We start from the raw sequence: 24,235 nt of genomic DNA, 5'->3' as shown, positions 1-24,235 counted from the left end.
TTATTATGTTCTCAATTTCGGTAGCACATTCCCACCACAAAACAAAAGGTAGCCAAAGGCTACTATTACTTTAACCACTAAGTGACACAGAGGCTTCACAAAGGTCACTAAATAAACTACATAAAGCTTTATTTCTTTGCCATGGCATGTCCTAACCTAATCAAGAATCAAACATACGAGAACACAATAGAAAATAACCTCGGTTATTTTTACCTCTGTGGATCTTAGTGAAAATCTTGGTGTCACTTAGTGGTTATAGTAAAATAACCTTAGTTATTTTTCAATACGGTATAATTCTTACTGGTTATCCAAAATATTCTGGCTAATCAATCTGTAAATCTCCTGCACATTCTCATCACTTTGCAGCATTTCCATATGCTTATCCAAAGTTTCCAAATCACCTCTTTTAGCGGGGCCTGTTTGCACTGATTTGGGAGAATGTTTTAATGCTTTCTCAATTGTTTCTAAAACCAGCGGATGAAGCAGCTCAAAATCTAGTTGAGCATTTTTCATGATTTTTTCTGAAATGCTCATCATGTGGTTAGTGAAGTTACAGGCAAATACAGCCGCCAAATGCATTTGTTTTCTTTGGGCAGTAGAAACTATTTGAACATTTTTGCCTAATGACTTTGCAAGATTATTAAGGATTTTTAAAGCCTCCTTGTTTTCGCTTTCCAACAAAAAAGGGATCCTTTCAAAATCAAGCTTTTTGCTTTTGGAAAATGTCTGCAAAGGATAAAAAACTCCTGTTGCAGCTGCTGATGAATATTCCATTACATCAAGACCTTTGCTTCCTGAAGTATGCACCATCAAGCTCTGTTCAGGAAGTTTGATCTCTTGAGCAATACGTTGGATAGCATCATCTGGAACTGCTAATATGAAAATTTGTGAAGGGCTATCTGAAAAATCTAAATCTGCTTTAACTTGGGCGTTATATAAATTACCAACGAGTTTTTTAGCTGACTTCCCATCTGGCGAATAAACTTCATTCACAAAATGACCAACATTTTCAAGAGCAGGTGCCAAATGCCAGGCAACATTTCCTGCTCCTATAAAACTGATATGGTAAGCAGCATTTTTCACTCTAAGCCTTTACGCTTCATTTTATAAAATTCAGAATACCTTCTGAAGATTGCCATTCCAAAACCAAAAGTCAAGACCAAAGTACCAATCCAAAGGAGGTTTATCAATGGTTTTTCTAGTGCTTTCAGAATGATATAATCTTTTTGAGTAGTTCTTACTGAAAGTGTAAAAGTATTGGATTCAGGCTTGATGTTTTCAATATTCAGTTTCACACCAATCTCTCTATTTTCATCAGATATTCTGCCAGCCATATTATCGCGAATTAGGTAATATGGATTTAGGATATAATCTTCTCCATCTCCGTAAACCTTGATTGTAGCTCTTACAGCTAGATCATTTCCTTTCAATTTTTCACCTTCAATTTCTTCCACTCTTTTCACATCTTCCAAAACGGTGACAAAATCGTTTAAGAAAAACTTTTCGCCAAAGGTAACATCCATTTCCTTAGCTTCTGACCATTCAATTTCTTGGGTTGGGTCAGGTACTGAGGATACATGAGTGTATAAATCTTTGGTAAGTGTTCTTTTGATGTCAGGTGAAGAAATCAATCCTCCCATATCAGCATTTATCTGAGCACGAGGGAAAAGTGAAAATTTATCGCCACTAGCATGTAGGTAATCTACTTTATAGTAATGATTAGCGCCATAAACCTCCAAAGTATCCCCTTTTATTAAGTTTTCATCTTCCCTTTGGATCTCTCTTTTCACAATTTTAAAATTTTCATTGGGTGTATCTTCTAAATAAGAAGCTTTTACATATCCTCCACTATGAGTCTCATAAAATCGCCCTCTATATGTAAGCGTATATTCTCCCATTGTTTGAGGATCATTAATGAAAAGCGGAATATTTTCCTGATTAAAATTATCCTCTACTTCTTCTGAATTAGTTAATAATAAGCCTGTTTCATTCAATGAAATAGTTCTGGAATAACCAGTGGAAAATAAGATTCCCAAAAGCATCATACCCAAGCCAATATGTGCAATGGCACCACCGGAAAGTTTATAGTTACTTTTAACAATTTTGAAGAATATTTTAGCATTTGCCACTATAGTGTAAACCGCTGCAATCACCAAAATAATATATGGAATATTGGTCATCCCTGCCAATACTATAATTAAAGCGGAAATCATTAAAGTGATCAAAATTGGAAATAAAAGCGATTCTTTCACTTCTGACTTTTTCATTTTTTGCCACCAGAAAAATTGGCCTGTTCCTGATAAAATAGCTAAGCCTACAGCAAACCACATTTGCCATTTGGTGTAAAACTCTACTTGGTCAGCCGGAGGAGCTAAATTGGAGATTCCTCCAAATGATTGAATGATTGAATTGTAAACCGGAATTGAAGTCGGTAGTAAAATTTGAAAGCCCATTAAGCAAAGTAAAGTAGCTCCCATAAATATCCAGAATTCTCTTGAATAGGTAGAAACTTCTTTTTCAGTGGAAGGAATGTGCTTCCAGCGAACAACTGCTAAAACAATCGAAACAATTAAGAAGCTCAATAAATACAATAGCAATTGACCTGACAAGCCTAAATCAGTGAATGAGTGTACAGATGATTCTCCAAGTACTCCACTTCTTACCATGAAAGTAGCATATAAAACCATTAGAAAAACTGAAAGAACTAGAATAATGGAAGCTTTCAATGCCGTTTCACTCTTTTTGTAGGTAATCATGGTGTGGATGCTCGCCACCAAAACTAACCAAGGTACTAATGAAGCATTTTCAACTGGATCCCAGTTCCAGAAACCTTCAAAGTTCAAAGTTTCATAAGCCCAATAACCACCCATTAAAATTCCAACTCCTAAAATAGCAGCAGAAAATAACGCCCATGGCAAAGCAGGTCTAACCCACCCTTTAAAATCTTTTTTCCATAAACCACCAATCGCATAAGCAAAAGGAATTAAAGTGGTAGCATATCCTAAGAATAAAACTGGTGGGTGAATCACCATCCAGTAATTTTGCAATAATGGATTTAATCCTGTTCCGTCTTCTGGAACATAGTCAGGATTAATATTGAAAATAGGTGCATCCATCGCTTCTCGCAACAAAATGAATGGAGAACTACCGATTTTGAAATCGCCTATAACTACTCCCAGTATCATGGAAGAAAGGAATGCTTGAACTACAGCAAAACTCAGCATAACAGATGGCGCCCATTTTTTATTGGTTAATAAAATGATAAAACCTAAAAGGACATTCCAGAATAACCATAACAAGAAACTCCCTTCCTGACCTTCCCAGAAAGAGGAAATGATATATTCCACTGGAAGCGCTCTAGATGAGTGACTCCATGCGTAGAAGTACTCGTAGTAATGATTAGAAATGATAGTGAAAAGTGTTATGACAATGCCAAAAACAGCTAATCCGTGAAGTAAAAAAGTGATTTGCCCGTTTTTTAACCAGCCTTTTTGCAGTTCGGGTAATGGACTTTTTTCTGCTTTGTAGAAATTGAATATTGAAATGAGGGCAGCTACAAAGCTTATAATAACAAAAAGGTGACCAATGTCACCTATTGTAGTATGTATCATATTTTTGGAATCAAATTAAATAACAGTTTCTTCTTGATATTTTGACGGGCATTTCATTAAAATCTTATCCGCAACAAAAGTTCCTTTTTGGAATGATCCAATCACCACCACTTGCTCTGAACGTTTAAAATCTGCTGGCATAGGTTCATTGTAAAATACTTCTTGTTCCATTCCATTTTCATCAACCATCATGAAAGTGAAAGATAATTTGTCGTCAGAAGGATTTAAACCAATAATTTCACCTTCTGCACTTTTCTTTAATTCACCCACCACATGGATTTTTGTATTATTCCCATCCAATGCCATATCATGCGCGTCATTGAAAGTAACATAGGAACTGGCGTCTCCTGCTGTGGAAACAATCATCATAATAGCGGCTGCGATTACAATTATGCCAAAAATATACGATTTCTTCATAACTAAAATTTATTCTCCGATTGGAACAAAGGTACTACCCAAAAAATTCTTTATTCTCTCTCTTTTAAGGATTTTTCTAATTTTTTTACTTTTCGCTCTGTCATTATTGCGTAAAGTGTGAAACCAACAAAAAGTGTCACGATAATAGCAACCAAGACATAGATTTTTCCATCTGCTCTCATACTATCTGCCATTTCAATTCTATCGTTGGCATAGTCTTCCTCTACTATTTCAGTTTTCTGAGCAGAAAGCCCTAAACTCATCATCAGTAAAGAGAAAACCAAAATATATTTAATCTTCTTCATCAATCTTTGATTTTATAAATGATAACCTAATTCTCAATTCCGTTAGCCAAACGCCTAGCAATGTCCATCCGATTACGGCTGGATAAAACACCATTCTTAATCTGCCATCCAGTTCATAAGCATTAAAGCCTGGATTACCTCCATTTCCGGGATGTAAAGAATCGGTGAGTCTAGGTAAAATAAATAATAATGGGATTAAGGTGGCGTAGGCAAAAATATTATAAACTGCACCTATTTTAGCTTTTTGCTGTGGGTCGGTAATGGAATTTCTCAAAAGAATATAGGCAAAATAAATCAACATCCCGATTGCTGAAGCATTTTGTTTTGGGTCTCCACTCCAAGGTGCACCCCAGGTATAGTTTGCCCAAATCATACCCGTAGCCAAACCTAATATTCCAAAAAGAATAGAGGTGTTTACTAGCTCAATGGCGTAAGTATCAAATTTTTGATTGCCTGTTCTTAGGTAGCGGATTGAGAAAATAACGGCAGCCGTCAACATGATGACCATTCCGAACCACATGGGCACATGAAAATGCATGGCACGAATGGTTTCATTTAAAATTGCTAATCGGGGTGCATCCATCAACAATCCAGCTATGAGTGTGTAGAACACCAGCGCAACCCCTATAATTTTCCACCAAGTTTTTCTCATTTCATATATAGAATAATAATAAATTTCACAGACAATTATTATTTGGTACTCATTATCAAGCAGAGACAAGTTCATCTCTTGTATTTGCCTAATAGGCTCTATTTAATTTCTCCAGATAAAAGGAAATAATATAAATGCCGTAGTGATAACAATTGCATCTACGGATATTAAAGTAAACAGTTTGTCATTCATTAAGCTAATGTCAATCCCATCTATTGCATTTTTAGAAAGCCTTACTGACATCAATAAAATGGGCAATAAAATTGGGAAACTTAGCACCGCCATCAAGGCTGTACTATTATTGGCTTTGGATACAATTCCTGAAACCAAAGTCAAAACGCCTGAAAACCCAATTGACGCAAATAATATCGTCAATAGAAAATAAATATGATTCGATACAGGATTTCCTAAAATAAGTGCATAAACTGAAAAGCCAATCAAAGCAATCAAAACTGATAGCAATACATTGAAAATAAGCTTTCCGCTCAGGATGACTTGAGGTTTACATAATGTGTAATAATACAGCATTCTTCCTTCGCCTTCTTGTAAAAAACTTTTAGCTACACCATTAATGTTGGCAAACACAATGATAATCCAGAAAAGTGCATTCCAAGTAACGGTTTGCATCTGCCCTGTTTTTACATTGAAGCTAAGGTAGCAGATGAAAATTGTACTTACTAAATACAGTAATATTCCATTGAAGGCGGTTTTATTTCGCCATTCTAATTTTACTTCTTTTTCAAAAATGGATATCACTTGTTTTATCACGCTGCAAATTTAATAGATAAAGCCTAATAAGACATGGTAAAAACCGAATGTTGTGTTTTTTTTGCATAAAAACTTGAACATGAATATTACACGAACCGAATTTGACGATTTATACATCATTAAGCCTACTGTTTTTAAAGATGCAAGGGGCTATTTTTTTGAAAGTTTCCACCAAAAGAAATTCGAAGATGCTACAGGTATTCAATGTGAATTCGTTCAAGATAATCAATCACGCTCAGTTTATGGGGTGATCCGTGGATTGCACATGCAAGTACCGCCAATGGCGCAAGCCAAATTAGTTAGGGTTTTGAAGGGCGAAGTATTGGATATTGCGATTGATTTAAGAAAAGACAAACCTACATATGGCAAAACATTCTCAATACACCTTTCAGCAGATAATAAAGAGCAATTATACATCCCTAGGGGCTTTGCTCATGGAATTGCGGTAATTAGTGAAGAAGCCGAATTCTTTTATAAATGTGATAATTATTACAGCCCAGAAAATGAAAGAGGCATCATGTATGATGACACCTCTTTAAATATTGATTGGAAAATAGATGTAGAAAAAAGAATTGTTTCTGAAAAAGATCAGAAAAATCTAATATTTACTGATTTTAAATCTCCTTTCTAAATTAACTAGCAAGTTCTTCTTTCCTTCTGTTTTCTGATTCTACTTTGTTTAAGTATTTATTAAAACCAAGTAATAAAATAATGATGTAACCAATTCCTACCCCGACTAATCCAGAATAAAAACCTAGTTTAATTAAGCCTGGGCTATCAGGTTTCGAGAATACAGTAAATCCATCAATAAGCTCAAAACTTGGCATTAGAAAAATCTCTTCCTTCACTCTTTGTAACTCTCTGTATTGAATTTTACTTTCCTCGAAAACTGCAATCGGATCAAGCTTTTCTTCACTTAAAATCACATTATTACTTCCAGATTTACCATTATCACTTAATAAATTATAGCTATCCATCAAGATTCTTTTTAAGCTGTCTAACTTTGATAGCTCTTCCTTTATATTATTGGCTTTATCTTTAAGGTTATCTTGCTCAATTTCCAATCTCTTTGAGACATATTGATTTTCTCTAAAATAATTTACAAGAGGTTCTTGCAACTCTACCAATCCCTGATTATCAAACACATGAACAAAAATCTTATAGGTAGCTTTATTATCTAATTTCAGCTTTTCAACAAATTTATTTATAGTTTCTTCATCCTCAATTTTGCCTTTAAGTTGTTCTTTTAAAACCTCTAACTCTACAATTTCTTCTTCCGAAACAAAAGGCTCATAACTAAACCCTTTAAGGTTTTTAGCTTGGGAACTATCTATATCCAAAATTTTAGCTAATTGAGAATAGTTCTGCTCTGCGCAAAGTTGCTGCAGCTTATCAACAGAGTTCTCCATCAATCTTCCGCTTGAGTGCTTAGAATTGATTAACATATAGCTACTGTAATAATCTGGCAGATAATAATTTAAAGCAATACCAGTAAATCCTCCAAGAATACCGAATATCAAAATTATTTTAAAATGTTTAATGGTTGCATTCCTAAAGTGAATAATCATCATTAGAATGCCTGTAAATATATTTTTAAAAAATCTCCCTATAGAGGAAAACAATTCCCGTAAATCTATTTCGTCTGAACTATTCGAATTTTGTGGTTTTTTATCTACTTCTGACATAGTATATTAAAAATTTTTACAAATAAACGGAAGTTTTGAATACTATTGAAATAAAAATTGTGATGAATCCTGTTTTGTGTAATACAATCTTTATTTTTGATTTCAAATAAAAACCCTAAAACATTGAAAACTATCTTAATTACAGGAGGAGCTGGCTTTATAGGCTCCCATGTTGTTCGATTATTTGTACACCAATATCCTGACTATAAAATTGTTAATCTTGATGCTTTGACTTATGCAGGGAATTTGGAAAACCTTATGGATATTGAAGATGAGCCTAACTATATTTTTGAAAAAGGAGATATAACTAATGAAGCTTTTATCTTCGATCTTTTTGAAAAATATGATTTTGATGGAGTGATCCATTTGGCTGCTGAATCTCATGTGGACAGGTCCATTAGCAAGCCCTTAGAGTTTTTAAAAACCAATATATTTGGCACAGTAACTTTGCTTAATGCCGCCAAGGATAAATGGCAAGATAATTTTGAAGGCAAGCGCTTTTACCACGTTTCCACTGATGAGGTTTATGGCTCAGTTGATGATGGTGGTTTTTTTACTGAAGAAACTTCCTATGATCCGCAATCACCCTATTCTGCTTCCAAAGCGGGTTCTGATCATTTCGTAAGAGCTTATGCCAATACTTATGGACTGCCCATTGTCATCAGCAACTGCTCCAATAATTATGGCCCTAATCAGTTTCCAGAAAAATTAATTCCGCTTTTTATCAATAATATCAGAAATAATAAAGCTCTTCCGGTTTACGGAAAGGGTGAAAATATCAGGGATTGGCTTTATGTAATAGACCATGCAATAGCAATTGATATGGTCTATCACAAGGGCAAAAACAAAGAGACTTACAATATTGGTGGTTTCAACGAATGGAAAAACCTAGATTTGATCAAGGTCATGTGCAAGGTTATGGATGAAAAGCTGGGAAGGGAAGAAGGGACTTCAGAAAAGCTGATCACCTATGTGAAAGATCGCGCTGGCCACGACTTAAGATATGCCATTGATGCCAAGAAAATCATGAACGAATTAGGCTGGAAACCTAGCCTACAATTTGAAGAAGGTATTTCTAAGACAATAGATTGGTATCTGGAGAATGAAGAATGGCTGAAAAACGTCACCTCCGGTGCTTATCAGCAGTATTACGATGAAATGTATAAAGAAAGAAATTAGAATTAAGGTCAATACAATTAGAGGCGAAGATGTAAAGAACCAGTCTGGGCTCTAAAATCTTTAAATTAAAAAATCTATCGAAATGAAAGGAATAATATTAGCAGGAGGATCGGGAACGAGATTACATCCATTAACTATTGTATTAAGTAAACAACTCATGCCCGTTTATGATAAACCTATGATTTATTATCCGCTTTCGACCTTGATGTTGGCCGGAATAAAAGATATTTTAATCATTTCAACTCCTGAGCATACTGGTCTTTTCAAACAGTTGCTAGGGGATGGCTCTCAACTTGGATGCAATTTTGAATATGCCGTTCAGGAAAAACCTGAAGGATTGGCGCAAGCATTCATTATAGGAGAAGATTTTGTGGGTGATGATGACGTGGCTTTGATTTTAGGCGATAATATCTTTTATGGCTCTGGCATGTCTAACTTATTACAAAGCAACAGTAAGCCAGATGGCGGAATTGTTTATGCTTATCATGTGCATGACCCTGAGCGATACGGAGTGGTAGAGTTTAATGACGAGGGAAAAGCAATTTCTATAGAGGAAAAACCTGAAAATCCAAAATCATCTTTTGCGGTTCCTGGTATTTATTTTTATGATAATCGGGTAATTGACATTGCTAAAAATATTAAACCTAGCCATAGAGGAGAACTAGAAATCACTGACGTGAACAAAAAATACCTGGAAGAAGGAAAATTGAAAGTTAGTGTGCTGAACAGGGGGACTGCTTGGTTAGATACAGGAACTTTCTCATCATTAATGCAGGCATCTGAATTTGTAAGAGTAATTGAAGAGCGACAAGGTCTAAAAATTGGTTGTATAGAAGAAGTAGCTTTCCGTATGGGTTTTATTGATAAAGGCCAGTTAAAGAAATTAGCCGAGCCTTTAGTAAAAAGTGGATATGGTGAATATTTGATGCGTTTAATTAAACAATCAAAATAAAAACTAATCAAAAGAACTTTTAAAAGGGTTGACCGTAAACAAAAGCTTTCCTAATATTTTATGGCACAGCAAGATCAATCCTCAAAAACTACTTTAGCATCGGCATTTAAGACTATTATTTGGCCAAGAAGAAAATATATTCTAATTGGCTTAATTCTTATTATTATTAGTAGGGCAGCTTCTTTAGTTTTGCCTGGTTCCAGTAAAATTTTGGTAGATGAAATTGTGCCAAATGGGGATCTGGAAATGTTGAAATATTTGATTTTTGCAGTGGTTGGGGCAATCATAATTCAAGCAGTCACCTCATTTGCATTAACTCAAATATTAAGTGTTGAAGCCCAAAACCTAATTGCTCAACTCAGATCAAAGGTTCAATCTCACATCTTAAAACTCCCTATTCGTTATTTTGATAATGCCAAAACAGGAGAGTTGGTTTCCAGAATTATGACGGATGTGGAAGGAGTTCGGAATTTAGTAGGGACAGGCTTGGCTCAAATGGTAGGCGGAATATTGACTTCCGTTGTTTGTTTAATAATTCTCATCACCATCAGCCCCATGATGACACTTTATGTGTTGGTTCCTGTTGCTATTTTTGGTTTTATATCTCTGAAAGCTTTCGGAAAAATTAGACCTATTTTTAGAGAAAGAGGAAAAATCAATGCTGAAGTTACGGGGAGATTAACCGAAACTTTAGGTGGAATAAGGGTCATAAAAGGCTTTAATGCCGAACTTCAGGAAATAAGAGTTTTTGCAGAAGGAGTAGATAGATTATTCAAAAATATAAAATCAAGTTTAACTGCTACCAGTTTAATCACGAGCTCCGCTACCTTACTTTTAGGTTTGGCATCAGCAGGAATTATGGGTATTGGTGGTTGGATGATTATGAATGATCAACTGACTTTTGGAGATTTTCTTGCTTTCACTCTATATCTGGGCTTTATGATTGCGCCTATTGTCCAAATGAGCAATATTGGAAGTCAATTGACAGAAGCATTTGCTGGATTGGATAGAACAGAAGAAATAATGAATACTCCTGTGGAAACTGACAATCCCAATAGAACAATTGAGTTAAAAGACGTAAGGGGTCAAATCCAATTTGAGAATGTTTCTTTTGCTTATGAGGAAGATAAAGATGTAGTTAAAAATATTAGTTTCGAAGCATTACCTGGTTCTGTAACCGCCTTTGTAGGTACATCTGGTTCAGGTAAAAGTACAATTTCAGGCTTAGTTTCTTCTTTCTTAAATCCTGATGACGGAAAAATTATGGTAGATGGTCATGATTTACAAAAAATCACTTTAGAAAGCTATAGAAGCAAGCTAGGAGTTGTCCTTCAAGAAGATTTTTTATTCGAAGGTACAATTAGAGATAATATTTTATTCCCCAGACCAGATGCAACCGAGGCGGAACTTTTAAATGCTGTCAATTCAGCATATGTCAATCAGTTTACTGATAAATTTGAAGCGGGCTTAGATACACAAATCGGAGAGAGAGGAGTAAAACTATCGGGCGGACAGCAACAAAGAATAGCCATTGCTAGGGCCATTTTAGCCAACCCAAAGATTTTGATATTGGATGAGGCCACATCCAACTTGGATACTGAAAGCGAACACTATATTCAATCGAGTTTAAAGGAGCTTATGAAAGGGAAAACCACTTTTGTAATTGCCCATAGATTGAGTACCATCAGACAAGCAGATCAAATCTTAGTAATTGAGGAGGGTAGAATAGCTGAAAAAGGGAAGCACGATGATCTTATAGCTAAAAAAGGCAGATATTTCGACCTTTATACCTATCAGGCAAGAATCTGATTTCGGAAATCACTTCTCTTTTTAACCTATGTATTAAAACTACACTCTTCTATTATATTTAATTTTAAAAAATGACCTGTCATGTAAATTTAGTGCGGTTGTTTTAATTTGATAAATTTATTTTTACAAAAAAGATTGTAGTGTTTAGATATAAAATCAAACTATTTTGTATCAAAAAGTGAAAATGATTTAAATATTACGCATTGAAAAAAAGGGTGTTTAGCTTCTTTATTCTCAGTAAGTTATATTTGATTCATGATTACGAACATCTTCAGAACATTAAAAAACTCACGACTTAATGACAATATCATTAAGGGAGTTATCTTTATTCTCCTATTTATAGGAATGTTAATCAAGTCCTACATCAGTAGTTAAAAAGTCATTTTGACATCAAGTTCAATAGACAATATCGCCTTTGGCATATTTTTTGGTTAGATTTACCTAATCAACAAAATATATAGCCATGAAAAAACTTTTCAATTTAATCCTCGCAATAAATTTAATTTTTTTAGGTAGCTGTACTTTCAACGGCCAAGATGGTGCCCCGGTTAGTCAAGGGCAGAGACCCCAAGGTCCTGCTGGGCAAGACGGACAAGATGGGCAAGAAGCCTTTGTATTTGAATATGTTGACCTAACATTTTCTGCTTCAAATGAATATAGCTTACTTTTAGAGTTCCCTGAGGACTTCCAAATGTTGGAAACGGATAAAGTATTAGTTTATTTTTTGTATTCTGATCCATCTACTGATGACCCTGATTTATGGAGAGCTTTGCCTCAAACGGAATTCACTGAACATGGAACCTTAGTTTATAACTATGATTTCACTATGTTTGATGTCGTATTGTTTTTAGATTCTAATTTTGACCTTAATAAATTAGGAGCAACTTTCACTGATAATTGGATTGCACGAGTAGTTGTGGTACCAGGGCAGTTTACAAATGGAAGAACAGCAGACACAGTTGATTTTAATGACTATAATGCAGTCATTGAGCATTATAATATAACCGATCAGGATATAATCAGCGTTAAATAGTTAAATTTCATAGAATTTCTAAAGGGTGAGCTAAAGTTAGGCTCGCCCTCTATCTTTTAAAACCATCAACTTAACCCATTCAAGCTCCAACTAATCTAAAAACTACTGTATTTGAAGTGGTTTTTTAGCTATAACCTTACATCCAAATTGCATAAAAGAGACTTCTAATACGCTTGTATAGGAAAGAATTCGATAAACTTCGTATTATTTTCTTTATAAAAGTCTATAAAAAGTTACAAATAAATTATCTTTCGGATTCAATGGGGAAGAATTAATCTATGGATGGTATTTTAACTTTTTTTGATAACACGGAACATATACTCTACAGTATATTCGGTGCAGTTATCATTATTTTCCTCATTTTCGACCTGGGATTTTTCAATAAAGATGCCAAAAAAGTATCTTTAAAATCGGCTACCTATCAATCCATTTTCTGGATTGTAATCTCAGTTGCCTTTGGCTATTTGATATATGAGTTTTATGGAGGTACTGTAGTGATGTTGGAATATTTTTCCGCCTACGTAGCCGAATATGCATTATCTGTTGATAATATTTTCGTCATTCTCTTAATCCTAAGGTATTTTAAAGTTGAAGAAACTCTTTATCACAAAATCTTATTTTGGGGGGTATTAGGAGCTATTGTATTTAGGGCTATTTTCATATTTTTAGGTGCATTCCTAGTAGAACAATTCCATTGGATTCTTTATATTTTTGGAGCCTTTCTGGTTTACAGTGGTGTTAAAATATTCTTTCAAAAAGCAGAAGATGACCTTGACCCTGAAAAGAATGTGATTATTCAATTTGCACGAAAGTATCTTAATATCACAAAAGGGAATTTTAGCGGTAAGTTTATTATTAGAAGAGGTAAAATGATATTGTTCACACCACTTTTTTTAGTAATTCTGTTAGTTGAATCAACTGATTTAATATTTGCTGTGGATTCTATTCCTGCAGTGTTTGCAATTACACAAAATGAATTTATTCTATACACCTCAAATATTTTTGCCATATTAGGTTTAAGAGCAAAGTTCTTCTTACTGGCTGGAATTATTGATAAGTTCTATTTACTACAGAAAGGGCTTTCATTTATTTTAATTTTTATTGGGGCAAAAATGTTATTAGAGCTTGTAAATGTTCATATCAATACGATGGCTTCATTTAGTGTGATTTTCTCAACTTTACTTCTTTCAATCTTACTTTCATTATTGATTCCTCAGAGAAAAACGCCAAAGGATTTAGTTTAATTGCTATTTAAATAAGTCTATTTTTCTTGAGAATTTAAATCAGAAAACCTGAGGGGAATACACTCTTTGGTAAAACTTTAAGCAACAAAGGCAAGGTTAAAAAAGAACTAGGAAGTGCTATAATTACAAAAGCTGGAATTGATTTTAATATATCAATCAATTGAACTCTCATTTTTTCTTTTTCCTCAGCATTTAAGGATTCACTCTTATATTTTTCTAATAAATTTAATAATTCCTTTCTCTCTTTAATTTCTTGAGCAATACTTTCTTTGTGACTCTGCAAAACGAAAGTAATCCTTTGTAGAATTGTTTCGCTAATCACTTGAAATGAATGTTTGTTTTGAAGAAAATAGACTTCCTTCCAATTTTCAATAACAAAAGACTCAATGGCTATCAAACTAATATCCAGTTCTTCTTCAGAAATGTTTAAGCGTTGTGCTAATCTGGTTAAGAAGGCCCTTTCCTCAATGCTAACTACTTTATCAGCCCATATCATCAATATCGCTAATTCCAATACATATTTTTTTAATAACCATGTGTCAGCTTGTCTTAAATCAATCTGGTCTAAAGTGATCCCATCTCTAAAAGCTTCTTTAGCAATTTTACTCTGATCTTTAGATAAGTTTGAAGAACTCAAAAATGTGAAAAACATATTTCGTTCCTCTCTTTCAATAATTTGATTGGCATGAGCTGCAGCTGCAATTACTTTTAATAGCAACATTTTCATAGCGTCTTTATGCCATTTTATATTACTAAATTTTTCTGCTCGCCATTCTCCAAAATAATAGGTATCTAAAAAAAGCAGACTATTTTGAAAAAGGCTTGCCCAGTAATTATCCCAACGAGATTTTAAGAATAATCTTCTATGCAAAACTTGTTCTGTAAAGCGAGAATCATCCAATTTTGGTTTGCTAAAAAAGAAAAGCTTTTTTTTGTTTATTTTAGGATCTAAAACCGAATAAAACTGACCTATTGATTGACTTGTCTCTAAATAATAATCTTGCCAATCATTTTCTGATTCGGGTAAATTACTTTGCTTTAAGCTAGCACTATGAATAAAGCTTTCCAGTAATACAATTTTCATCTTACCTAAGCTATTCCATCTTTGTTCCTTTGGATGTCGTAAACCAGGTGCATGTATTGGATGGCCATAAATTAAACCTGTAGGCTGAATTATCTTATATAACAAATTATCTTGATCTTGAATTTGATATTGGTTCAAATCAATTGGAAACGGGCTCCTAAATTTGATATACTCTTTAAGCCAACCTTTTTCTGCAGGATTCATAATTGTAGCTTTTTACTAATTGCATATAAATTAGCTAATTAATTCTACAATAGAAATTATGAAATTGTATTTTTTAAATATTATCTACTAAAGAAGATTAATATTTATCCTTTAGGTTTGTATTTTGATTGACTAAAGATTTGCTGAGCATCTGTATTTTGCATTAACTCCTGTAGACTTACATCAGGATTGTTCCTCATATAGGATTTTACAATCTGCCATCCTACCCATATCCCTATTCTACCAGGGCATTGTTGGCTAATTTCAAATGTTTTAGGTCTTTCTCCTAAAAATTTATTTTTCATGAAATGACTGGTTTCATATAGCAGATCATTTTCCAAAAAATTAGCCCAAATGATATGTTCATTTTTATTAATATCTTCAATCTCTTTAGCTGTATAACCTATTAATAATGAATCAGGGGTACATGGTATTGTCATTTTGGTCATATAGTAAGACTTCCCGTAAAAAATCATATCGGCCAATAGGCTTTGGTCACTTTGATCCGTTTCATTATGCTTTTGGGTGATTAGTAGCATGCTCATAGGCACTATATATTCTTTTTCATAGCGCATTAATATATAATCAGGGACTCCATTAGGTACATAAGCTGCATCAGGACCTAAAAAGTAATCAGCAGCTATACTGATTAAGCTATCGGACACAAATAAATCTTTTTGTAATCCTGCTAGTACCATTTCTAATTCGGGAATAGTAATTTCTGGATAATAGTATTTATAATATCGAAAAGCTTCCTCAAATTCTTGATTTAATTCAGAGAAATCACCAAAGGTATTTTTGACCTGATGATAAAGCGTGTCTTCATAAGATGGATTTGAAAAGATATTGACCATGCTTTTAGCCACTATGGAATCTGAATTATATCTTCTTCCCTCAAAAAAATAATTTGTCACAAAGGGATTCTCATGAGCGAACCGTAAAGCTTCTTGTTGAGTATTTAAAGCGACCATATCATCTGTGAGGTCATTTAATGGGATTTCAACCTCAATATCATCAATATTGGGTGCCTCCTGGCAAAATTTATCTGAATCTTTACAAGCTGATAATACAATAAAGAAGAATAAAGAAGTTAGTATATAATATTTATTACTTTGCATAAGTCAATTAGTATATTTGTTCTGAATATCAAAACCCAAAATAAATGAAAAAATTGCTCTTTTCTACCCTATTATTGTTTTCAGTTTGCATAGCTGAGGCACAAGTAAGGTTCGGATTCAAAGCTGCACCAACTATTTCCTTTAATAGAATTGATGCAGAAACAGATAATACTGATTTTAACACCGATGGTGTTGGTTTGCGTTTTCAATTAGGCCCAGTATTTGATATCGAATTTAAAGAGAATCATTATTTTAGTACCGGTCTTATATTCACTTCAAAGCGATCTGCTTTTACTGCTGATTCAATTGGTACAACCTACAGTGAAGACTATAGTCCTCAATATTTACAAGTCCCTATTACATTAAAGTTGTTAACGGAAGAAATAGGTTTAGATAAGAAAATTTATTTTCAATTTGGTGGTACTGTAGATTTTATGACCAATAATGAAGGTGATGCAGAAAACATTGTTCAAAGCTTCAGATTTGTAGATTTAAATTCATTATTAGCTATCGGTCTGGAGTATAGTTTTGGCATAAATACTAAAATATTTGGAGGTGTAGTTTATCAACGAGGTTTGCTAAATGTTATTAAGCAGAATATTTATGAAGATAATTTTAAATTAAGAAATGATTTTGTGGGATTGGAAGTAGGAATTATTTTTTAATTCCCATCTGGCAAACTCACTACGTAATATTCATTTCTTCCAATTCTTATGTCATCATCCTGAATCCAAGGATTATAGATTCTTAAGGTTTTGTAGGTAGTTTTTTTCTCTTTAGCATATTCTACCCAATCAGTGGAGTTTCTAATGGTATCATAGCGATAAACATAAGGTTGATATAAATGCTCCTTATCAATATTTAAACCATAATCTGATGGACTTTCAAAAATTTGTTTGATAGCTAATATTCTAAATACATATCTTGAAGTCTCATCATTTAACTTCAAATCATAATAATTATCTACTTTTTGATGATCAAGGGCATTTTGCATACCTCTCATACCTCTGTTGTATGATGCAGCCACTAGAGTCCAGTTACCAAACTTATCGTAAGATCTTTTTAAATATTGACAAGCGGCTTCTGTGGACTTTACTGGATGGTACCTTTCATCCACATCTCTATTGATTTCCAAGCCATATTCCCTGCCAGTACTTTTTAATATTTGCCAAAATCCTGCTGCACCTGCATAACTATCAACATTTTCTAACCCACTTTCAATCAAGGCCAAATATTTAAAATCATCAGGGATACCATTTTTTTCTAAAATTGCCTCAATTACTGGAAACCATCGATTAGCACGTTTAAAGAGAAATATAGTATTATTATGCCAATATGAATTTATATGCAATTCCTTATCTAAGCGTTCTTTTACATCATCAATTTCCAATGGTGCCTCTTCCCCAGCCAAATCAATTCTATCAGGGAGAGGGATTGTCTTGGCATTAGTAAAAGCAATCGGATCAGAAGGCTCCATTACTGGTTTATGGGTTTCTGGAGTATTTTGATTACCCAAAAATGCCACAATTAAAAAAGTGACTAAAGATGCTACCGAGATGTATAAGGCAAATTTACTATCTGTCATATAAACTGTTAACTGCTAATAACTTTAGAAGTTTGGTGAAAGCATAAATTGAGAATAGAAATTATCTATCACTTTTACTGCTTCAGTTGGGGTATCTACTACTGTGAATAAATCCATGTCTTCTGGACTCACATTATTTTCTGCTTCAATAAGGGTGTCTTTAATCCAATCGATTAAACCCGACCAGAATTTTTTACCTACTAGAACGATTGGGAATCGACCTATTTTATGTGTTTGAATTAGTGTTAAAGCCTCAAAAAGTTCATCCATAGTGCCAAAACCTCCTGGCATTACCACAAAACCTTGTGCGTATTTAACGAACATAACTTTCCTTACAAAGAAGTAATCGAATGTAATTAATTTATCTGGATCGATGTAAATATTGTTGAATTGCTCAAAAGGAAGCACTATGTTCAATCCTACTGATTTACCATTTTCACTTTTAGCACCTTTATTTCCAGCCTCCATTATACCTGGGCCACCACCTGTGATAACACCATAACCATGACGGACTAGTTTAGCAGACACTTCCTCAGCTATTTTATAATAAGGATGGTCAGGTTTAGTTCGTGCTGAACCAAAAACAGAAACACATGGGCCAATTTTGGCTAACTTCTCAAAACCATCCACAAACTCAGACATGATTTTGAAGATTGCCCAAGAGTCAGAGCTTTTGATCTCGTTCCAATCTCTATCTTTAAAAGCTTTTCTTATTTTATTTAACTCTAACTTATCTTCCTTATTTGATTCGCTCATTATGTATTGGGTTTAAGGTTAATATAGCATTTTATTTACTGAAAAATGCTCATTTCTGTTTTAAAAAAGTTCTTTTTATTACTCTTGTGGTCTTTTTTGCTCATAATCAGCGGGTTTGCTTCGCTTCCATCTTTTATGAGTCCAGAGCCACAAGTGTGGGTTTTTGTAAATGTCCTTTTCCAATAACCTCATATGGTTTTCTGTAATCTTGCCATAGGCTGTTTCATTCGGTTCTCTCGTAATAATTTCCAAATCAACCTCAAATCGAGAACGTCCTACTTTTCTAACGTGAGCATATACAGGCACCAAATCAAATTTCTTACAAAATTTTTCAACTCCGAAAAAAACGCCAGTTTCTCTGCCTAGAAACTCCATCCAATAGGAATTATAAACATTAGCTGGAGATTGGTCTGCAGCAAAACCTAAAAGAAAATGCTCATTTTGATGTGCAATTACTTCTCTCATTACATTGTTTTTAGGAAATAGATGGTTGCCAGGAAAACGAGTCCTATTATCTTTCATCAGCTTATCCATCACCTTATTTGTTAAAGGTTTATACATGATCATAGACAATGGCTGATTTCTTTCCACCATAAAATTAAAAGCCTGTGCCGCCCATTCCCAATTGGCAAAATGTGGTAAAATCAATGCAATGTTTATTTTATCATCCATTAATTTTTGCACATCTGGATTTGGATTAATTTTATATCGCTTTTTGATAGTTGATTTTGAAAATCCAAATGCCTTAATACTTTCAATAAGTAAATCTGCGAAATGATAATAGAATTTACTAGCAATCTTTTTGATTTCCTTTTCGGATTTATCAGGAAAAGACTTGCTTAAATTATCCATTACTACTTTGTAGCGATAGATTTTTATTTTGATAAATATAAACCCAATCAGACTTGAAAGTCCATGGTAAAACCAAAATGGAATTTTACTCAATAGCCAAAAAATAGCTTTTAAAAAGTAATATTTAATTTTCATCATTTAATCTTGTAACTGAAGTTTTACCAGGTTACTGTAAGTTCCATTTTCGGACTCTAATAGTTCTTGGTGCGTACCTTGTTCAGAGATTTGACCTTCATTCAATACAAAGATCTTATCTACTTTACGTATAGTCCCCAATCGATGGGCAATAATAATGGTAGTTCTATTTTTCATCAACTCATCTAAAGCCTGTTGAACTAAATTTTCTGATTCCGCATCTAATGAGGAGGTTGCTTCATCCAATATTAAGATTTTTGGGTCTTTCAATATCGCTCGGGCAATGGCTATTCGCTGTCTTTGTCCTCCAGATAACTTAACGCCTCTTTCACCTACTAAGGTGTCCAACCCTTCAGGAAAATCTTTTATAAACAGCCATGCATTAGCTTTTTCTGCCGCAGCAATAACTTCTTCATCCGAAGAATCAGGCTTTCCATAGGCAATATTTTCACGGATAGATCCACCAAATAAAATAATTTCCTGCGGTACTATGCCAATATTTTGTCGATAGCCTGTAATCGATAAAGAGTCAATATTTTGATCATCCACTATAATTTCACCTGAACTCAATGGATAAAATCGCATTAGTAATTGAATAATGGTCGATTTTCCAGCCCCACTATGCCCTACCAAAGCTACTTTCTCACCAGCTCCCACAGTTAAGTTCAAGCCTTTTAGTACTTGCACATCTTTACGGGTTGGGTAGGAAAACTGGACATTTTCAAATTGAATTGCTCCCTCTAATTGTATCTTTTCCTTTTCCTCTATTTTAAATTCTTCTTCCTCTTGCAATATTTCCATCACTCTTTCAGAGGCTCCTATAGCTTTTTGAATTTGACCGTATAAATCACCCAAGCCAGCAATAGAACCGCCAATAAAAGTTGTGTACAATACAAAGCTTAATAAATCACCCACACTCATGCTTCCTTCTTGTACTAGGCTGGCACCATACCATAAAACGGCTACGATTCCGCCAAACATGGCAAATATTATAAAGGAGATGAATGCTCCTCTATAAGTGGCGGATTTTAAAGCTACTTTCACCACTTTATCCAATGATTTGCGGTAACGCAATACTTCTGTTAATTCGCTTGTAAAGGCTTTTACAATATTAATGGATTGCAAGGTTTCTTCCACTATGATATTTGCGGAAGCTAATTCTGATTGTGTTTTTTTAGAAAGCTTACGGATAAATTTACCGAATATCATGGCAGCAATTACTAAAACCGGGAAGGTGGCAATCATGAAAAACGCCAACTTTGGAGTAAAGTAAAAGATTATAGCAGCACCAATAACTAAAGTGGATACTTGTCTAATAAATTCTGCCAGTGTAACTGAAAAAGTATCTTGCAAAAGAGATACATCAGAAGTGATACGGCTTACCAATTCCCCCACTCTACTTTTATCATAAAAAGTCATGGGTAAGCTCATCAATTTAGTATAAAGCTTAGCACGCATATCTGCCATTGCTCTTTCACTTACTTGAGCAAAAAGATATACTCTGAAAAAAGAAAAGAAACTCTGTACGGCTAATATCCCTATCAGTATGAAAGCCACGGTATTTATTTCCGTAAATATTCCTGAAGTCTTTCCTTGCGCTACATCTACTAGTTTCCCCATAACATAAGGAAACCCAAGTAGTGTTGTACTAGAAATTAACAAGAAAAACAGGCCAGCTATAAAGTAACCTTTATAGGGCTTTATGAATTGAAAAACTCCTGTTAGCTTTTTAAAATTTTCTTTGTTGAGTGGCTTTTTCTCTTCCTCTTTAAGCGGTTCGCTCTTTCTTCTTTTTGCCATTCTTAAATATTCTCTCTATTGAAATGTTTATAACCCCGCAAAGGTACAATAGTTCTTTAATTAGGGTTGTTATAAGTAACAAAATTTGATTTAAAATTCTAATAAAATTTTCAGGAAAGATGGATTACAGACAATATTAATTGTTAAGTTAATGTCATTTGCTTTCATTTGTTTCTTTTTGTTTGATCAAAAAGAAACAAAAATTCAAGAAAGTTTAATGCTTCAACTCTCCTTGCCAACGCTGGCCCGCTAAACTTTCTTCCCTCCCGCTTTTCCGAGTTCCTCGGAATTGGTCGGGTTAGTTCTTCTTATACTTTAAATTAAAATTCAGTATACCTACATTAAAACTCGATTCTAATACTGAATATTCGGCAAAGAAAGTAAAAAAGAGCTGATTAAGGCTTGTTTTTAGCTTCGAACTTTTCTTTACCTTCATCAAGAAAATCAACGAATTTGCTAATGCTTCTTTCATAAGCGATTGGCTCAATCAATAATTCCCCATCAGTATCCAGCAAAACATAATAAGGTTGAGCATTATTGTTGAAACGTGTAATCTGAAAATCAGCATTTTGCTTACCTATTGATTTCTTTACTTTTCCATCATATTCGCTGGTGTACCAATCTTTTTCAGGTAATTCAGTCTTTTCATCTACATATAAAGCCAACATCACATAATCGTTTTTTAATCTGCTCAATACTTTAGGATCTGACCAGACCCTTGCTTCCATTTCGCGGCAGTTTACACAACCATGACCTGTGAAATCCACAAAAATTGGTTTGCCTTGCTCTTTTGCACAGGCTAAGGCTTGTTCATAATCGAAATAGCCTTTTATTCCATGTGGGAAATGTAGCATATCTCCATATAATGGTTCTTCGCATAATTGATCTTCAGCACTTATTACTCCAGAGCCTCCGCTATTTTCTCGAATAAGAGTTGGAAGGTCAAAATCATGTGAACTCATAGGAGGAAGATAACCTGAAAGTGCTTTTAATGGAGCACCAAATAATCCTGGAATCATATATAATACAAAACTGAAAGTCACTAAACTCAACATCAATCTTCCTACGGATAGCTTTTCAATTGGGCTGTCTCCAGGCAATCTTAATTTGCCTAATAAATAAAGGCCAAGCATTGCAAAAATGACAATCCAAAGCACTAAATAGATATCTCTATCTAAAATTCCCCAATGGTAAACCTGGTCGGCTATACTTAAGAATTTCAAACCTAAAGCCAGTTCTAAAAACCCTAAAACTACTTTTACAGAATTTAACCATCCACCTGATTTTGGTAAACTATTTAACCATTCAGGGAAAATTGCAAATAGGGTAAATGGTATTGCAAAAGCTAAACTAAAAGCAAACATCCCTAAAAGTGGTTTAATTACCATTCCACCAGCAGATTCTACTAAAATACTTCCTACTATTGGACCAGTACAGCTAAATGAAACCAAAACCAATGTAAAAGCCATAAAGAAAACGCCTCCTAAACCTCCTTTATCTGCTTTGGCATCTACTCTATTGACAAAGCTAGAAGGCAGATTGATTTCAAATAATCCAAGAAATGATAATGCAAAAATAAAGAATACTAGAAAGAAAAATACATTAGGAATCCAGTGTGTACTGAGCCAATTGGCAAATTCAGGGCCATTGATTACGGCTATAATAGTTCCTGCTACCACATAAATCACAATGATTGACAACCCATAAATTACCGCCTGACGAATAGCTCCCGCTCTATTTTTGGCTTTTCCCGTAAAGAAAGTAACTGTCATGGGAATCATCGGGAAAACACAGGGTGTTAATAAGGCAGCTAAACCGGCCAAAAAAGCCACTAGCATGAAGGCTAATAGGGAATAAGGGGAGTTTGAATCTTTTTGCTGAAGATCAATTAGTTTTTTTTTACCTTCTTTTTCAGCTGATGCTTTTTCTTTCTGATCAACATCTGATGTACCAGCAGAGGATTTTGTTTTTTTACCGAATGAGAAATCATCACTGAACGGAATACATTTACCGTCTACATCAGAACAAACTTGGTAACTATTGCTCGTTTCAATCTTAAATGGAATTTCTTTTATGATTACTTTTTGCTGAAACTCACCTTTCCCTTTAAAATAAGTATAATCTCCTTCCCAAATTTCATCATAACCTTCAGAGGGGTTAATTGGAATGATGCTATCAACCAATTGATAAGAATCGTCCTCATCAAATTCGAATTCAGTAAGCATAGGTCCTAAATCCGGATCGAAATCCGATGAATATAAATACCAATTTTCATCAATTTCCGCTCGGAAGGAAAGAGTAGCCGTATCACCTACTTCTAAGTTTTCTTCTAAAATGGAGCTCTCCCAACTAATGGGCTTAATTACTTGGGCAAAAGTGTTTTGCAAAAATAAACCCACTAAAAGTAGGCTGTAAACTAAATATCTCATAAACTTTTAATAACGCCTGTTCGTCTTACAAAACTAAAACACGAAGATAGTTAAATTTTGTTGGAACAAATGTTACATATGTCATGCAGGCGATAAAGCGAAAATGGTTATTTTTCACAATTTTAGGTTTAATTTTAATAGGTGCTGGTTTAAGCCTGGCAATTGATGCTGGTTTATACCGCATTCAAAACCCTGAAGGATGGAGCTGGATTTACTATGGCACTTTCGCTTTGGTAGTATTTAATTCCGGTATTTGCTGTTTTGGGCAAGGGGTTATTTATAAAGTGAAGTTAGAAAGTTAAAGTATCATAAATCTAAAAATCTATAATTATGAAAGCAATTTGGAACAATCAAGTAGTAGCTGAAAGTGATGATACTATCATTATCGAAGGCAATCACTATTTCCCACCTGAATCAATCAAAAAGGAGTTCTATGAAAAGACTGATTATAATACAGTCTGTCCATGGAAGGGAACAGCTTCTTATTACAGCTTAAAAGTAGATGGCAAAGAAAATAAAGATGCTGCATGGTACTATCCAGACACTAAGGAAATGGCTAAAAAATTCGAAAATTATGTAGCATTCTGGAAGGGTGTGGAGGTAACAGAATAGAAATT

Annotated in this window: 23 protein-coding genes; 9 read left to right on the top strand and 14 right to left on the bottom strand. The window is 34.1% G+C overall.

Annotated elements, in window-relative coordinates; genetic code table 11:
* Positions 1-297: 297 nt before the first annotated feature.
* The 6 genes from ABWH96_RS00310 to ABWH96_RS00285 form a co-directional block, all read right to left on the bottom strand.
* Entirely contained in the window at positions 298-1,083 is a 786-nt protein-coding gene (locus tag ABWH96_RS00310; RefSeq protein WP_375579552.1) for a Rossmann-like and DUF2520 domain-containing protein, read from the bottom strand.
* Positions 1,080-3,611, bottom strand: coding sequence for a cytochrome c biogenesis protein CcsA (gene ccsA, locus ABWH96_RS00305; protein WP_375579551.1), 2,532 nt, complete (start codon positions 3,609-3,611; stop codon positions 1,080-1,082). Before ccsA (ABWH96_RS00305) ends, ABWH96_RS00310 begins: the two co-directional genes overlap by 4 nt.
* 15 nt (positions 3,612-3,626) lie before the next feature.
* Positions 3,627-4,028 carry a cytochrome c maturation protein CcmE gene (locus ABWH96_RS00300; RefSeq protein ID WP_308350389.1) on the bottom strand — a complete coding sequence of 134 codons (402 nt, stop codon included), beginning with the start codon at positions 4,026-4,028 and terminating at the stop codon, positions 3,627-3,629.
* A gap of 50 nt (positions 4,029-4,078) precedes the next feature.
* Positions 4,079-4,333 (bottom strand): CcmD family protein, encoded by a 255-nt coding sequence (locus tag ABWH96_RS00295; RefSeq protein WP_375579550.1) that lies wholly within the window; start codon positions 4,331-4,333, stop codon positions 4,079-4,081.
* A complete protein-coding gene (ccsA, locus tag ABWH96_RS00290) occupies positions 4,320-4,985 on the bottom strand; it encodes a cytochrome c biogenesis protein CcsA (protein ID WP_375579549.1) in 666 nt (221 codons plus the stop codon). Before ccsA (ABWH96_RS00290) ends, ABWH96_RS00295 begins: the two co-directional genes overlap by 14 nt.
* A 102-nt stretch (positions 4,986-5,087) precedes the next feature.
* A complete protein-coding gene (locus ABWH96_RS00285) occupies positions 5,088-5,753 on the bottom strand; it encodes a heme exporter protein CcmB (RefSeq protein WP_375579548.1) in 666 nt (221 codons plus the stop codon).
* Positions 5,754-5,832: 79 nt separating this feature from the next.
* Between ABWH96_RS00285 and rfbC the strand changes: the two genes are divergently transcribed.
* Positions 5,833-6,384, top strand: coding sequence for a dTDP-4-dehydrorhamnose 3,5-epimerase (gene rfbC / locus ABWH96_RS00280; protein ID WP_375579547.1), 552 nt, complete (start codon positions 5,833-5,835; stop codon positions 6,382-6,384).
* A gap of 1 nt (position 6,385) precedes the next feature.
* On the opposite strand, the gene ABWH96_RS00275 is transcribed toward rfbC, so the two are convergent.
* Complete coding sequence (locus ABWH96_RS00275) at positions 6,386-7,438, bottom strand: hypothetical protein (protein ID WP_375579546.1); 1,053 nt, start codon at positions 7,436-7,438, stop codon at positions 6,386-6,388.
* Between the two features lie 123 nt (positions 7,439-7,561).
* Between ABWH96_RS00275 and rfbB the strand changes: the two genes are divergently transcribed.
* The 5 genes from rfbB (at position 7,562) to ABWH96_RS00250 (ending at position 13,655) form a co-directional block, all read left to right on the top strand.
* A complete protein-coding gene (gene rfbB / locus ABWH96_RS00270) occupies positions 7,562-8,617 on the top strand; it encodes a dTDP-glucose 4,6-dehydratase (protein WP_375579545.1) in 1,056 nt (351 codons plus the stop codon).
* A gap of 82 nt (positions 8,618-8,699) precedes the next feature.
* Positions 8,700-9,569 (top strand): glucose-1-phosphate thymidylyltransferase RfbA, encoded by an 870-nt coding sequence (rfbA, locus tag ABWH96_RS00265; RefSeq protein WP_375579544.1) that lies wholly within the window; start codon positions 8,700-8,702, stop codon positions 9,567-9,569.
* A gap of 60 nt (positions 9,570-9,629) precedes the next feature.
* Complete coding sequence (locus tag ABWH96_RS00260; RefSeq protein ID WP_375579543.1) at positions 9,630-11,378, top strand: ABC transporter ATP-binding protein; 1,749 nt, start codon at positions 9,630-9,632, stop codon at positions 11,376-11,378.
* Between the two features lie 463 nt (positions 11,379-11,841).
* The gene (locus tag ABWH96_RS00255; protein ID WP_375579542.1) at positions 11,842-12,411 is read left to right on the top strand and encodes a hypothetical protein; all 570 of its coding nucleotides are present in this window, start codon (positions 11,842-11,844) and stop codon (positions 12,409-12,411) included.
* Positions 12,412-12,689: 278 nt separating this feature from the next.
* Positions 12,690-13,655 (top strand): TerC/Alx family metal homeostasis membrane protein, encoded by a 966-nt coding sequence (locus ABWH96_RS00250; RefSeq protein ID WP_375579541.1) that lies wholly within the window; start codon positions 12,690-12,692, stop codon positions 13,653-13,655.
* A gap of 34 nt (positions 13,656-13,689) precedes the next feature.
* Here ABWH96_RS00250 and ABWH96_RS00245 read toward each other — a convergent pair whose 3' ends face one another.
* Positions 13,690-14,943 carry a DUF533 domain-containing protein gene (locus ABWH96_RS00245; protein ID WP_375579540.1) on the bottom strand — a complete coding sequence of 418 codons (1,254 nt, stop codon included), beginning with the start codon at positions 14,941-14,943 and terminating at the stop codon, positions 13,690-13,692.
* A gap of 104 nt (positions 14,944-15,047) precedes the next feature.
* Positions 15,048-16,061, bottom strand: a complete 1,014-nt coding sequence (locus ABWH96_RS00240) for a gliding motility lipoprotein GldB (protein WP_375579539.1) — start codon at positions 16,059-16,061, stop codon at positions 15,048-15,050.
* 44 nt (positions 16,062-16,105) lie between these two features.
* Here ABWH96_RS00240 and ABWH96_RS00235 point away from each other — a divergent pair, with 44 nt between their 5' ends.
* Positions 16,106-16,726, top strand: a complete 621-nt coding sequence (locus tag ABWH96_RS00235; RefSeq protein WP_375579538.1) for an outer membrane beta-barrel protein — start codon at positions 16,106-16,108, stop codon at positions 16,724-16,726.
* Here the strand turns inward: ABWH96_RS00235 and ABWH96_RS00230 are convergent.
* The 5 genes from ABWH96_RS00230 to ABWH96_RS00210 all read right to left on the bottom strand — a co-directional run bounded on the left by ABWH96_RS00230 (position 16,723) and on the right by ABWH96_RS00210 (position 23,618).
* Positions 16,723-17,646, bottom strand: coding sequence for a lytic transglycosylase domain-containing protein (locus ABWH96_RS00230; RefSeq protein ID WP_375579537.1), 924 nt, complete (start codon positions 17,644-17,646; stop codon positions 16,723-16,725). The two genes, ABWH96_RS00235 and ABWH96_RS00230, sit on opposite strands and share 4 nt — an antisense overlap.
* Positions 17,647-17,670: 24 nt before the next feature.
* A complete protein-coding gene (locus tag ABWH96_RS00225; protein ID WP_375579536.1) occupies positions 17,671-18,402 on the bottom strand; it encodes a TIGR00730 family Rossman fold protein in 732 nt (243 codons plus the stop codon).
* 78 nt (positions 18,403-18,480) lie between these two features.
* On the bottom strand, positions 18,481-19,392 hold the full coding sequence (locus tag ABWH96_RS00220) for a lysophospholipid acyltransferase family protein (RefSeq protein ID WP_375579535.1): 912 nt from the start codon (positions 19,390-19,392) through the stop codon (positions 18,481-18,483).
* On the bottom strand, positions 19,393-21,189 hold the full coding sequence (locus ABWH96_RS00215) for an ABC transporter ATP-binding protein (protein ID WP_375579534.1): 1,797 nt from the start codon (positions 21,187-21,189) through the stop codon (positions 19,393-19,395). It lies immediately after the preceding gene.
* A gap of 395 nt (positions 21,190-21,584) precedes the next feature.
* The gene (locus ABWH96_RS00210; RefSeq protein ID WP_375579533.1) at positions 21,585-23,618 is read right to left on the bottom strand and encodes a cytochrome c biogenesis protein CcdA; all 2,034 of its coding nucleotides are present in this window, start codon (positions 23,616-23,618) and stop codon (positions 21,585-21,587) included.
* Between the two features lie 83 nt (positions 23,619-23,701).
* Between ABWH96_RS00210 and ABWH96_RS00205 the strand changes: the two genes are divergently transcribed.
* Together ABWH96_RS00205 and ABWH96_RS00200 are read left to right on the top strand one after the other, a co-directional pair.
* Entirely contained in the window at positions 23,702-23,920 is a 219-nt protein-coding gene (locus ABWH96_RS00205) for a hypothetical protein (RefSeq protein ID WP_375579532.1), read from the top strand.
* A gap of 28 nt (positions 23,921-23,948) precedes the next feature.
* On the top strand, positions 23,949-24,230 hold the full coding sequence (locus ABWH96_RS00200; RefSeq protein WP_375579531.1) for a DUF427 domain-containing protein: 282 nt from the start codon (positions 23,949-23,951) through the stop codon (positions 24,228-24,230).
* Positions 24,231-24,235 lie beyond the last annotated feature (5 nt).

It is taken from the genome of Marivirga tractuosa, assembly GCF_042140215.1.
Classification (GTDB): domain Bacteria; phylum Bacteroidota; class Bacteroidia; order Cytophagales; family Cyclobacteriaceae; genus Marivirga; species Marivirga tractuosa_A.
This window is presented reverse-complemented; position numbering and strand designations above follow the sequence as displayed.